Source organism: Janthinobacterium sp. PSPC3-1 (assembly GCF_049896105.1).
GTDB lineage: Bacteria > Pseudomonadota > Gammaproteobacteria > Burkholderiales > Burkholderiaceae_D > Janthinobacterium.
The window spans coordinates 179,884-192,729 of sequence record NZ_JAFCTQ010000002.1; the positions used below are offsets into that span (position 1 = coordinate 179,884).

Here is a 12,846-nt window from a genome sequence, read left to right on the forward strand (position 1 = left end):
GATCAACGGTTGACGAGTTTCTTGGGCAGGCTCAGGGTGATCAGCGCGCCGACCACCGCAAAGCAGGCGATGAAATACACGCCGTTGTCGGTGCTGCCCGTCATGTCCTTGACCAGGCCGACGATATACGGGCTGAGGAAGCCGCCCAGGCCGCCCACGCAGTTGATCGCCGCCACGCCGGCCGCCATGCCCACGCCGGACAGGATCAGACTGGAAATGCTGAACAGCATGGCCGTGGTGCTGTAGGCGCCCACCGCCGCCACCGACAGGGCCACCAGCGCCCAGCCCATGGAATCGTGCAGGGCGATGCTGCCCACCAGGCCCAGGCAGACGCAGGCAAACGGGCCCACCAGGTGCCAGCGGCGTTCGCGGGTCTGGTCCGAATGGCGGCCGATCAGATACATGCAGACGAACGCCGCCGTGAACGGCACCGCCGTGTACAGGCCCACGTGCATCACGTCGCCCACCTTCAGCTGCGACACCAGGGTCGGCAGCCAGAACGACACGCCGTACGAGCACACCGCCGAGCAGAAGCAGATGGCCGTCATTTTCCACACGCGCGGGTCCTTGAAGGTGGCCAGCAGCGAGACCGTCGAGGCGTCGCCCTTGTGGCGTTCGCGGTCGGCTTCCAGGTCGGCCTCGATCGCCGCTTTTTCTTCCTTGCTCAGCCAGTTGGCGTCAGATGGACGGTCATCGAGGAACTTCAGGCACAGCAAGCCCAGCACCAGCGAAGGAATCGCTTCGATAATGAACATCCACTGCCATCCCGTCAGGCCGTGCAGGCCGTCGCTCATGCTGATGATGGTCCCCGACAGCGGTGCGCCGAGCATGCCCGACAGCGGTACCGCGCCGACAAACAGGGCCACCATCTTGGCGCGGCGCGCCGACGGAAACCAGTAGGTCAGGTACAGGATCACGCCCGGATAAAAGCCCGCTTCGGCCACGCCCAGCAGGAAGCGCAGGATGTAGAACTGGGTCGGCGTTTGCACGAAGGCAAAGCAGGCCGACACGAAGGCCCACAAGATCATGATGCGCGAGATGGTGCGCTTGGCGCCGATGCGCATCATCAGCAGGTTGCTCGGCACTTCGAAGATCAGGTAGCCGATGAAAAACAGGCCGGCGCCCAGGCCATACGCCGTTTCGCTGAAGCCCAGGTCATTGAGCATGTGCAGCTTGGCGAAACCGATATTGATGCGGTCCAGGTAGGCTGCCACATAGCACAGCATCAGGAAAGGCATGATGTGAAACGCCACCTTGCGGTAGACGGCGGCTTTCGGCGGCGCGTCCAGGGGGGCGGCCATGCTGAGGGTGGTCATAGTATTTCTCCCGTACATTTCATATCAATAGGTCACTGACCGCTGCCGGCTGGCAGCGGCCCCGTTCAGTCGATCTCGACTACCGCTTCGATCTCCACCGCCATGTTCGACGGCAGCGACGATGCTCCTGTTGCCATGCGTACATGCAAGCCCCGTTCCAGGAACACTTGCCGCATCAGGTCGGAAGCGCCGTCGAGCACCTTCGAGTGCTCGGCAAAGCCGGCGCCGGAGTTCACCACGCCCGCCAGGCGCAGCACGCGCACCACACGGCCCAGGTCGCCTCCACATGCGGACTTGAGCTGCGCGACCAGGTTCAGCGCACAGATGCGCGCCGCATCCCTGCCCTCGTCCACGCCGATGTCCACGCCGACCTGCCCGGCATGCATCATCTTGCCGTCCAGGCGCGGCCCCTGGCCGGCGATAAAGACCTGCTTGCCGCTGATCACCCAGGGCACATAACTGCCCCTGGCGATGCCCGGTGCCGGCAGGGTGATGCCCAGTTGCGCCAGGCGCGCCTCGATGGCCTGGCCGGCCGCCGACAGTGCAATATTGGTGCTTGCGCTCATTTCAATTGCCTCCAGTCGCCCTGGTCGCCCTTCCAGTTGATCGAATGGCCCATCGCGCGCATGACGCTGCCGCGCAGGCTGCGCACCATGCCTTCCCATTCGCGGATATGGATGCCGTCATTGGCCGGTTCGGGCGCCATAAACATGCCGTCCACGCCGCCATTGGCCACGCACAGCTCGGTGGCGCGCACTTCCAGTTCCGGCTCGTGGAACACCTGCGGGTTTTCCAACAGGGCCGACAGCGCGGCGATAATGCCGGTGGCGCCCCAGTTCGATACATTCGACACCACCAGCCAGTCGGCGGCCGTGGCCGCGCCGACGCCGCCACGCCCCGGAATGCCGCAATCGACCGCCTTGGGCGAAAAGGTCGGCAGCTCGGCGGCGATCACGCCCATGCCCAGTTCATTGCCGCCGTCGCCGATGCCCAGCGTCAGCACGCCTTGCGACTTGGCCTGGCGGAACAGATAGTCGAGATCGGCCACCATGCCGTCCAGCGGGCGCCCGCCCAGGCCGTGATACAGGCCGTTGACATTGCAGCCGGGACGCTCGATCGCCAGCAGCAGCGACGGCCGCGTGACGTCCAGCAGCGCATCGCTGATGCGGTGGCAGCCGGCATCGTCTTTCGGCACGGTCTTGATATAGACCGGACGCAGGAATTCCACCGGTTCGGCCTTGCCCGAGGCGGGCAGGTCGCGCGGCGACATGCCGGCGCCCATGCAGGTGGCCTTCATCATGCCGGCCCAGTCCTCGTCGACGACGATCACGGAAATGACGCCCAGGCCCATGAACAGCGCGCGCGCCAGCAGGGCCGCGCCCACCGGCCCGTCGGTTTCGGGCACGCCGCCGCCTTCGGGAAAGCCGGTGGCGATCAGCATCGGGGCGCCGGGATGGGCGCGCGCGGTGGCGACCAGGCGCTCGGCCGCGCCCATGCAGCAATAGCCGTCCTGATGCTGTTGCAGCGCGCCGTAGATCTTGCCGATCAGGCCGACGCCCGTATAGTCGAGCGTCATGAAACTGTCGATGGTGCGCGCCACGTTCTGGTAGCGCGTTGAATTTTTGTCGAGCATGGTCTGTTCCTGTGCAGAGGTGAAGGAAAGGAAGGGATTCAGGCTTGCAGGGTGGCGGCGTACAGGTCGGCGTCGACATTGCCGCCGCTCAGCATCACCACGATGGTCTTGCCCTGGAGATCGAGTTTGTTGGCCAGCACGGCCGCCAGGCCCACGGCGCCGCCCGGTTCGACCACCAGCTTCAGCTGGCTGAAGGCGACCCGCATGGCGTGGCGTACCTCGTCATCGGTCACCGTCAGGCTGCCAGCGAGCAACTCGCGGTTGACGGCAAAGGTCAGCTTGCCGGGCGTGGCCACTTGCAGCGCATCGCAGATCGACTGCGCCTCGGGCGGATTTTTTTCAGGCTGGCCACTGGCCAGCGAGCGCTGCAGTTCATTGAATGCAATCGGTTCCACCGCATACACGGCGGTGCTTGGCGACAGCGCGCGCACGGCCGAGGCCACGCCGGCCACCAGCCCGCCGCCGCTGCAGGCGGCCAGCACGGCGTCGACATGGATGCCGGCAGCCTGCGCGGCGTCGATGATTTCCAGGCCGACGGTGGCCTGGCCGGTCATGATGAACAGGTCGTCATATGGCGGCACGATCACCGCGCCGGTCGGCCCCGCGATCTCGCGGCCGATGGCTTCGCGGTCATCGGTCTTGCGGTCGTACAGGCGCACGGTGGCGCCGTTGTTGCGCGCGCCGTCGATCTTGGTCCTGGGTGCATCCTGCGGCATGATGATGGTGGCGGCGATGCCCAGCTGGCGTGCCACCGTCGAGATGGCCAGCGCATGGTTGCCCGAGGAAAACGCGACCACGCCGGCCTTTCTTTGTTCCTCGTTAAGCTGCAGCAGGCGGTTGCAGGCGCCGCGGAATTTGAACGAACCGGCCTTCTGCAAGACCTCGGCCTTGAACAGCACGCGCGCGCCGGTCAGCGCATTGATGCTGGCGCTTTCCAGCAGCGGGGTGACGATGGCATGCGGCGCGATGCGCTGTGCTGCGGCGCGGATATCGTCCAGTGACGGCGCGCCGATTTCCTTGAATTGTGGCATGAAGACTCCTTGATATAAACCGTTTGCGTACAGGCTTGCTGCCAGCCCGATAGTCTGCCATCGGGCTTGTGGACCACTATAAAAAGCCATGTACACTGCGTCCATCAAGAAATAAAATGCACGAGTCATCAAGAAAAACGAACACCCAAACTGGTGCACTGCACGATAAACGGCATGCCCATGGCGGTGTCCATCGGCACTCTTTTTCGGCTGCCGGCACGGCAAAATGCGTGCCTTCCTGGTGCAATCGATTCCCACTATTGGTGCAGAAAAAAAACATGAACAGTCGATTTTTAGAGACATTCGTCGAGCTCGCGCGCACGCCGCAGCTGCGGCGCGTGGCCGACCGCCTCCATTCCACGCCCAGCACGATCTCCATGCGCATCCGCAGCCTGGAAGAAGAACTGGGAGTGAAGCTGTTGAGAAAACGCAGAATGCGCTGGTGCTGACCGATACGGGACGGCGCTTGCAGCCCTACGCGGAAGCGGTGTTGAAAACGGTGGTGGAGCTGGCTGATGCGGCGCAACAATCGGAGGTGATTTCCGGCCGCATCCGGGCCGGCATTATCGAAACGGTCGTGCTGACCTTGCTGCCCGACTTCATGATGTTCATGCGGGAAAAGTATGCGGGCATCGATGTCGACCTGACGGTCGATATCACGACCAATCTGATCCGCCGCCTGGCCGATGGCGAACTCGATCTGATCATCTGCATCGGCGTCGACCCGATCGGGCCGCATTTCGTCACCGAGAATCTGCTGACCTTGCGTAATCTGTGGGTGTCAAAGCAAGGCTTGCTGCGCGAAGGCGCGGACATGTCGGAAATTTTCCGCCACCCGCTGATGACGCAAATCAGCAATTCCGCGCCGTACAACGCCACCGTCAGCCATATACAACAGATGGCGACCTCAAGCGCGATTCCGCTGGCGGACTTGCGCATCACCAGCACGCCGTCACTGGCGGCGCTGGTGTCGCTGGTCAAGGAAGGCCTGGGCGTGGCCGTGGTGCCCGGCCTGCTGGTCAAGGAAGAATTGCGCAACGGGAATCTGGTGCAACTGGCGCTGCCCGAACCGAAGCCGATGCTGCTGTCGCAGTGGCACATGATCGATGCGCGGCCCGTGATCCGCTATACGGCGGAAGCGGTACGGGCCATCTGCGCCAGCTATTTCCAGAAGAACGATTTGCGCGACCTGGCCCCCCTGGAAACCGAGGCCAGGGTGGTTTAGGTCAATACTCGCACAGCCCCGTGCAGCCGGTGACGGCCAGCGCCTGGCGGATGGTGGCCAGCGGCGCGGCCAGCGACGGATCCACACTGGGATAAGCTTCGGACAAACCGGACAGCAGCGCCTGGCGCAGTTCCGGCTTCATCATGGCCGCATGAACGGTGGCATGGCGCGCCGCCGCCTCGAGCATGGTTTTCTTTTGCGGCAGCTTCCAGTATGGCATGGCCACGAACTGCACCAGGCCCGCATAGGCCCGCGCCGAATTGACGCTGAAGTCATGCAGGCGCGCCTTGCCGGCTTCCGTGGCGGCCTCTTCCGGCTTGGCCTGGCGTTCCGCTTCCATCAGGGTGACCAGGTGCGCATTGCAATCGATCACAAAGCCGAACAGCGCGCTCATTTCATCGCCATAACGGGCCAGGTTCCGCTCGACCTGCGCGCGCTGCGCCTCCTGCGACGACAGGCCGGCCAGACCGGCCTTCTGGTAATACCTGGCATAGTCGGTGACCTGGGTACAGATGCCGAGGCTGGTCTGCATATTGGCCAGCGGCGCTTCAGGCTGCGCGAACAGGCGCGGCCCGTCGGTGACGATGGCCAGCAGCGGCGCGACGGCCGGATCGCTCAGCTGCGGCAAGCCCTGCTCGGGCTTGGCGTGCAGCATCAGCACGGCATAGCGGTCATTGGCTTGCACGAAATCGGTGTAAGTACCCGCATGGGCGGCAGAGGCGGCGAACGCCGTGCCCAGGCACAGCAGACGAACAACACGGTGGATGGCAACAGGACTCACGGCGCTTCTTTCTATTTCTTGATTAAATAATTGCCGCGCAGCACGGGCGCCTCGCCCGTATTCTCGCTGCCACCCTCGACATTGCCGAAGTAGACGTTCAAGTCCTGGGTGGGGCGGAAATTGCGCAGTTTCACTTGCAAGGTGGTCGGATTAAGCTTGGTGAAGGTGCCGGGGAAGCACAGGCTGATCAGCTCGTCCGGCTTGCCCTTGACCAGGTTCAGGGTAAAGTCCTCGATGCCGTTCTTCCAGGTGTTACCGGTCTTCAGGATGTACGAGACCCACTTGGCGTTGACGAACCCGCTCTCGCCCTGCTTCTTGGCCAGCTTGTTCCAGCTCGCATAAAAGGCCTTGTCGCCGCAGTATTTCTGTTCGAATTCCTTGCCTTCGCCCAGGTAGGAGGCGCCGGGACCGGCCGCCACGAAGGGCGCATATTGATGGCGCACGCGCACCGTTTTACCGGCCGGGAATTTCTGCTTCCACTGGTAGACCACCGTCACGGACCAGGCCGGCACCCACTGTTCGTCGTCGGACAGCTTGGCCAGCAAGTCGTCGTCGATCAGCGTTTTTTTCTGTGCGGCGGTCAAGGGCTCCATCTTCCTGTCGAAGGGGCTGAACGACGGGAAATACGCCACCTGCTTGTCCGTCAGGCCCAGCGCTTTCAGGTGCGCCGTGACGTCCTTGCCGTCGCGTTTGGCGACCAGCACCGTCTGGTAGTCCTTGCGCTGGCCGTCGACCTCGATCGAAAACTGCTGCGGCTGGCCGTAATACGTGGGCGACGGATGATAGCCGGCCTCGTAGGCGGGCAGCGGGAAGATGATGGTCTCTTCCACGTCGCTTTTCGATTCGTTGAGGAACTCGTACTCGACCTTGATCAGGTCCGGGCTGACGGTCAGCACTTCCTTTTTCATGGCCACGGCATCGGTCTTGCCGACGATAATGCCGCCGGCGCTGACCGAGCCGATGCCGTCATTGGCCAGGGCACTGGCGGGAATGGCCAGTGCCACCAGCAGGCTGGCTACGCCACTTTGCCAGCGGCCGGTTCCTGGCGCCGCTGCAGTACGAATATCGGTTGCGCCCATTGCGTGTCCTTTTTCTTTTTGCTGGTAATCAAAGTCAGTTCCGATGGATCGTAGACGTCGGTATTGTGCGTCAGCGGCGTGGTCATCAAATACTGCGCTTCGGTGTTTTTCAGGAACTCGCCGACCAGCTGGATATTGCGGATATCGAGGTGGGCAAACGGTTCGTCGATAAACACGAAGCCGCCCGAGCCGCCTTCCGATTTCAGCAGGCCGATCAGCAGCACCAGCGACTTCATCACCTGCTGGCCGCCCGATGCTTCGCCATCGTTCATGCCGATGATACCTTTGCCGTCGAACTTGAAGCGCACGTGCAGGCCCGCCTGCGACAGCTGCACGTCGTCGTTTTCCAGGCGCACCGGGTCGGCATGCACTTCGATGCCGGCCAATTCCCCCAGCTCCTTGATGTTCTTGCTGTAGGTCTTGATGGTGTAGCGCAGCCGCTCCATATAGGCGCCACGCGCATTGCCCGTCGCTTCGATGGCACGGTTGTTCTGGTAGCGGCGCTCGTCCGTTTCGGACTGGCGGCCACTCAGTTGTTCCGACAGGCGGTGATGCTGGTCGATCACGGTGGCGTCCAGTTCCCAGTCGTCACGCGCCAGGCTGCTTTGCAGGCTGGACACGCGCAGGTCGACCTGGTGCGCATTCTGGTGTTCGGCCACCAGCGCGGCGCGGCGCGCGGGACGGCGCCAGCTGCGCGGCAAATGGCGCCAGGCGCGGCGCAGCGCCAGCAGGGCGCGCGCGTGGTCGGCGCGCTGTTCAATCTGCTTCTTGTAACCCAGGCGCGAACCGGCTTCCGCTTCGGACAAGGCCAGGCGCGCGTTCTGCCACACGGTGTCGGCGCGGGTGCGCGCCACGGTCGCGTTCTTGGTCAGGTTTTGCAACTCGCCCAAACGCCCACCCACGGTCAAACGCTCATCTTTCAACGGTTTCGAATTGCGCAGCGCTTCGGCGAATTCTTCCTGGCGCGCACTGAGTTCCTTGGCCGCGTCGACGCCGGCGATACGCGCTTTCAGATTGCCCACTTCGGCCGCCAGTTTCGAGATTCCCAATGTCAGCGTGTCTTCCTGTGCTTCCAGGCCCGGCAGGGAACGCAGCAGCGCTTCCAGGCGGCCGCTGCGGCCGGCCTGGCCGAAGCGGTAGCGCGATGCTTCGACGAACAGCGAGCGCCCGCCGCGGCGTTCGCGGTGATAGGCCTCGGGCGTGATCCATTCCTCATGGTTGCCCAGCTTGAAACCGGCTTCGACCGAATCGACGCGCGCGATGCGCGACAACTGCTCGATCAGCCAGGACGGCACGGGCGCGGAAAATTTCACCACCGCCAGCAGGCTGTCGTCTTTGGCGGCCGGCGCGGTGACCAGCTCGGGCACGATAAAGTGGCGGTAGCGTTCCTGCTCGGCCAGGCGGTAGGCGGCCGGGCCATCCTTGGCCTTGTCCAGCAACACCACCGAGGCATAGCCGCCCAAGATACCTTCGACGGCGCCCTGCCAGCGGCTGTCCGTCACTTCGACGATATCGGACAGCATGGCGTGGGCGATGCCCGCATCGCGCAACGCGCGGCGCATGCCGCGTACATTGTCCGGCTCCGGCATGGCCGTCTTGCCCTGCAGCGCGGCAATCGTCGCCTGCTCGCCGGCGATGCGCGCCGACAGCGCATCGCGCTGCTGGCGCTGCTGCAGCAAGGCCGCTTCCTGCTGCTCCAGCTGGGCGGCCACGGCGGCGATATCGCTGCCCGAATCGGCCGCCAGCTTTTGCAGGCGCTCCTTCTGTTCCAGCAGGCTGTCGAGCGGTTTCAGTTTCGCGTTGATCAGCCCGAGGCGGCTCTGCAGGCCGATCGACTCCTGCTCCAGCAGGGTTTCGTTCATCTGCGCGTCGGACAGGGCTTTCGCCTGCGCCGCCAGCGCATGGCGCTTGTCGGCCAGCAGCGGGTCGTTCAGCACCATCGGTTTGCGCGCGTCGCGCAACTGCCGGCTGGTGGTGGCCGCTTTTTCGCGCGCCTCGTGGTACTGCAGGCTGGGCAGCACTTCCTCGAGCAGGTTGCGACGCTCCTTGTGCAGGCCTTCCCACTGATGGTAATTGGCCACGCGCAGGCGCAGGCCTTCCAGGTTGGTTTTTGATGCTTCCAGTTCCGTCTCGAAACGCTTCAGTTCCACTTCCGTGTCGCGCTGATGGCGTTTCGCTTCGTCGTAGGCGTCCAGCACTTCCTTATCGCCGAACACCTGGAACACCAGGTCGAGCAGCTGGCGCGGCGCGTATTCGCACAATTTGTCGGTCTCGCCCTGCTCCAGCGCCAGCACTTTCGACATGGCCGGCGACAGGCCGGCATTGGCCAGGCGCTTGCGGTAGTTTTCCACGCCCAGCCAGTCGTTCGCATCGGAAATATCTTCGATCTGCACATTGCCCGGACGCATCAGATACTGGCGCTTCCAGTCGCCGCCGTTCTTCTGGATCTGGCAGAACAGGGTCACTTCATCATCGCTGAAAAAGCCCGAGCTGCGAAACGGCCGGTTCGACAATTGCTTGCCCACATTGCGGTTGTCGACCACGGCGCGCAGCCAGGCCGTCTGCTGGCCCGAGTGGCGCGCATAATGTTTATAGGTGCGGCCCATCGAGCAGTCGAGGCCGAATAGGGTGCGCAGCGCGTCGAGCAAGGTGGTCTTGCCGGAACCGTTCTGGCCGGCGATCGTGATGATCTTGGCGTCGAGCGGAATATTCTTGATGCGCTGCCAGTAATCCCAGTGCACCAGTTCAAGTGATTTGATATGAAACATGGCTGCTTTCAGTGTGGGAGGTCGGAGGACAGATCGTCGCCGGCATCATCCGGCTCGATATCCGCCACGGCATCCGCATCGACGGCGACCAGGCGCGACGGCGCGCGCTTGAACACGTCGGCCAGCGCGCCGTTGATGATGCGTTCCTTGAGCACATCGGTATCCATCATCAGGTCCAGCAGCGGTCCCTCGACGATAAAGTCGCCGCGCCGCTCGATGAAGCCCAGCTTGGCCAGAGTGCCCAGGTTCATGTCCATGCGCGTCTTCTTGCCCAGCTTGTCGCCGAAGTCGGCCAGCAAGGCCTTGTAGGCGATGCCGATCGAGGCGTCTTCCGCGCGCGGCAGCGGCTTGTCGGTGCCGAACATGTCGTTCTGGTCGTCGTCCGCGTGCTGGTGGGTTTCCTGGCGTTCGCGCTTGGGCAGGATGATCTGCGCCCACAGCACCACCAGCAGGGCCACGCCATCGCGCGCCAGGCCAAAATTATTGTTCTGCCACACATCACGCGCGCCGAAGATCTTCGGCTCGATCGTGCGGGAGAGGGCCAGAGTCACATGGTCGGCATACACGTTGTCGAGCAGTTTCATGCCGCAGGCCAGCAGGCGCGCATCGACCTCGGCGCGGAACAGCTCGTCGGACAGCACACGCTTGACCAGCTTGTCGTCGCGGCGCAGGGTTTGATGCGTGAGCAGGCGCGCAATCAGGATTTGGGAATCGTCATTCATCGGCAGTGCCGCTATCTAAATCAAGTGAAATATTCAGGGACAGCGAGGCGATCGACATGGCCGCCACATGCGGGTCGTTCAATTGGACCATCTCGTCGGTCGGCGTAAAGGTGATGGGCAGCCGGGCCAGTTCGGCCGTCGCGCCCTGCAGGCTCGCTTCGGACACATCGCCCAGGAGCGGCAGCATCGAGGCGCGGTAGGACGCCACGGCAAAGCTGGCCGGCAGCAGCGAATCCTGCACCGGCACGCTCTTCGGCCCTTCTTCACCGATGCTGGGGAAGTTGCCCAGGCTGGCAAAGTTGGACAGGCGGTCCAGCAGGTCATCGAGTTCCAGTTGCATGGCGGGTCCATCGCTGATGGTGGTGGGGGCGTCTTCGCCGCTCGGCAGTCCCGTCTGGGCCACGCCGGCCGCGCGCTCGGACAGCAATTCCGTTTCGGCCACGTCGATCATTTCGGCCGGCGTCGAGAACAGCGGCACCACCGGCTGGTCGATGGCGCCTTCGGCCAGCGAGGCCAGGTCCTCGTGCTGCAGCAGCCAGCGCTTGATGTCGGTGGTCGACAGGCCGGACTGGCCCAGGTGCACGCGCTGGCGCTCGATCTGGTTCAGCGCGCGCGAGAACATGCCCTGCATGTTCAGCAATTTGCTTTGCGCGCGGCCAATGGCTTGGGCCGCCTTGTGCGTGGCGCCGTCGGCGTTTTCATCCGAGGTGATCGCCACCAGGATCTCGGAACCCTTCTCGACCCAGTCGCAGGCCATGTTCCATTTCGCCTGCGCCGTACGCAGCCGGAACTCGGAACCGGAGGCGATCGCGTCCGAAAACTCGTCCGTCAGGTCGACCAGGCGGCCCAGCAGATGTTGCAATTGCTCCACCGACACGCCACCGACGGCCTGCGCACCGGCCACCTGCGACAGCAAAAAGCCCATTTCCGCTTCGTCTTCGGTCTGTCCCAGGCCCAGCAGGCTGTCGATGGCCGACAGCACATTGCGCGCCATCGGCGTCACGCGGTACACGCCCTGCTGCGCGTCCCAGGCCAGCAACTGGTTGCTGCGCAGGCGCAGCAAGACCGTTTCCAGGCTTTCCGGCAACAGATAGGCCAGGCGGGTATTGATGTCGGCGCGCGTGTACGACGAGGTGGCCGCGTCGGCCGCCAGTTCGCGCAGCACCAGCAAACGCACCAGCACGCCGTCGAAACCGCCATGGAACAGCGCCGTGAACACCTGCAGCAAGGGCTGCGCGCGCTTCAGATGAAAGACTTGTTCGATCTCGTCAGCCGAAATATTCGGCTGGAAATGCGCCTGCAACGAATCGTGATGCTCCTGCTCGGTCTCGTTTACATCCGCAGCCACGGCTGCACTTGCCATTATATCAATCATTCTATTCCGGATGAGTGTTCAGCGGGCAGCGCAGCGGACCTGGCGGACGCTGCGAGCATAAAGGGTCGCGGGGGCGTCAGTATATCAGTTCTGATATGCAATTTGACCGGTGGCGGGCCGGAGCCAGGCGGCCCTGGCCCAAAAGCAACGGTGCTTACTTCTTGATGATTTTCTGCAAAGTCTGCTCCACATAATCGCCATCCTCATCCTCGAACGTCACCTTGACCGGATACCATTCCAGCGACGGCGCCAGCCACAGGTCCACTTGCTGGCCCTTCTTGTCGGTCGGCGGCGCCTTGATCAGGTGCACGGCCTCGACCAGGCCCTGGCCGGTGCCGACCGTCTCCTGCTTGACGACCTTGAATATCCACGGCTCGGCGTCATGGCGGCCGGCAACAAAAAAGGCCCATTCGGAACCGGGCACGAATTTTTCAGGCGCGGCGCGGGCCACGGCCGTCAGTTGCCAGACGGCACTGTTGCGGTCCTGCTCGCCGCCCTTGAGCGCATAGCTCTTGTCGCCTTCGCTGAAGGCGATGGTCTTGCTGTCGCGCTTGAAGACGGTGGTGGCCGCCGCCTTGCGAAAGCGTTTTTCCACGAACTGGGCCGGCGCCAGGCCATAGTCGTCGACCGTGCCTTCGCTACGCTGCTCGAGGATCTTGCCGAACAGGGCGGCCTTGGTTTCGGCCAGCAGCGAGTACTTGCCATCGCCGGCGCGCCAGTTGCTGACGGACTCGCCGGACAGCGCGATGCCCTTCTGTTTGGCCTTGATGGAATACACCAGGTCGGCCGACGGCGCCAGCTTGAAGGCGCGCTTGATCACGGGGTGCTCGGCGTCGGCGTCAGCGGCGAGTACGGAAGAGAACGTGGCGGCCAGCAGGCCGGCAACGAGTAATTGCTTGATGGGTATAAAAGTCAT

Annotated in this window: 12 protein-coding genes; 2 read left to right on the top strand and 10 right to left on the bottom strand. The window is 63.6% G+C overall.

What is annotated here, in order from left to right:
* Positions 1-2: 2 nt before the first annotated feature.
* The 4 genes from ACP7B7_RS03000 to ACP7B7_RS03015 form a co-directional block, all read right to left on the bottom strand.
* On the bottom strand, positions 3-1,316 hold the full coding sequence (locus ACP7B7_RS03000) for an MFS transporter (RefSeq protein WP_426075689.1): 1,314 nt from the start codon (positions 1,314-1,316) through the stop codon (positions 3-5).
* Positions 1,317-1,381: 65 nt separating this feature from the next.
* On the bottom strand, positions 1,382-1,882 hold the full coding sequence (locus ACP7B7_RS03005; RefSeq protein WP_308923674.1) for a RidA family protein: 501 nt from the start codon (positions 1,880-1,882) through the stop codon (positions 1,382-1,384).
* Positions 1,879-2,949 carry a DUF4392 domain-containing protein gene (locus ACP7B7_RS03010; RefSeq protein ID WP_308923673.1) on the bottom strand — a complete coding sequence of 357 codons (1,071 nt, stop codon included), beginning with the start codon at positions 2,947-2,949 and terminating at the stop codon, positions 1,879-1,881. The genes ACP7B7_RS03005 and ACP7B7_RS03010 overlap by 4 nt, the downstream gene beginning before the upstream one ends.
* Positions 2,950-2,987: 38 nt before the next feature.
* Positions 2,988-3,980 (bottom strand): threonine ammonia-lyase, encoded by a 993-nt coding sequence (locus tag ACP7B7_RS03015; protein ID WP_426075690.1) that lies wholly within the window; start codon positions 3,978-3,980, stop codon positions 2,988-2,990.
* A gap of 116 nt (positions 3,981-4,096) precedes the next feature.
* Here ACP7B7_RS03015 and ACP7B7_RS03020 point away from each other — a divergent pair, with 116 nt between their 5' ends.
* On the top strand, positions 4,097-4,429 hold the full coding sequence (locus ACP7B7_RS03020) for a LysR family transcriptional regulator (RefSeq protein WP_308923671.1): 333 nt from the start codon (positions 4,097-4,099) through the stop codon (positions 4,427-4,429).
* Positions 4,423-5,205 carry a LysR family transcriptional regulator gene (locus tag ACP7B7_RS03025; RefSeq protein ID WP_308923670.1) on the top strand — a complete coding sequence of 261 codons (783 nt, stop codon included), beginning with the start codon at positions 4,423-4,425 and terminating at the stop codon, positions 5,203-5,205. Before ACP7B7_RS03020 ends, ACP7B7_RS03025 begins: the two co-directional genes overlap by 7 nt.
* A 1-nt stretch (position 5,206) precedes the next feature.
* Here the strand turns inward: ACP7B7_RS03025 and ACP7B7_RS03030 are convergent, their stop codons facing one another.
* The 6 genes from ACP7B7_RS03030 to ACP7B7_RS03055 form a co-directional block, all read right to left on the bottom strand.
* The gene (locus ACP7B7_RS03030) at positions 5,207-5,986 is read right to left on the bottom strand and encodes a hypothetical protein (RefSeq protein WP_308923669.1); all 780 of its coding nucleotides are present in this window, start codon (positions 5,984-5,986) and stop codon (positions 5,207-5,209) included.
* An 11-nt stretch (positions 5,987-5,997) separates the two neighbouring features.
* On the bottom strand, positions 5,998-7,065 hold the full coding sequence (locus tag ACP7B7_RS03035) for a DUF4424 family protein (RefSeq protein WP_426075691.1): 1,068 nt from the start codon (positions 7,063-7,065) through the stop codon (positions 5,998-6,000).
* Positions 7,002-9,833 (bottom strand): ATP-binding protein, encoded by a 2,832-nt coding sequence (locus ACP7B7_RS03040; RefSeq protein WP_426075693.1) that lies wholly within the window; start codon positions 9,831-9,833, stop codon positions 7,002-7,004. Before ACP7B7_RS03040 ends, ACP7B7_RS03035 begins: the two co-directional genes overlap by 64 nt.
* Before the next feature lie 8 nt (positions 9,834-9,841).
* Positions 9,842-10,555 carry a hypothetical protein gene (locus ACP7B7_RS03045; RefSeq protein WP_426075695.1) on the bottom strand — a complete coding sequence of 238 codons (714 nt, stop codon included), beginning with the start codon at positions 10,553-10,555 and terminating at the stop codon, positions 9,842-9,844.
* Entirely contained in the window at positions 10,548-11,918 is a 1,371-nt protein-coding gene (locus ACP7B7_RS03050) for a hypothetical protein (RefSeq protein ID WP_308923665.1), read from the bottom strand. Before ACP7B7_RS03050 ends, ACP7B7_RS03045 begins: the two co-directional genes overlap by 8 nt.
* Before the next feature lie 166 nt (positions 11,919-12,084).
* A complete protein-coding gene (locus ACP7B7_RS03055; RefSeq protein ID WP_308923664.1) occupies positions 12,085-12,846 on the bottom strand; it encodes a DUF3108 domain-containing protein in 762 nt (253 codons plus the stop codon).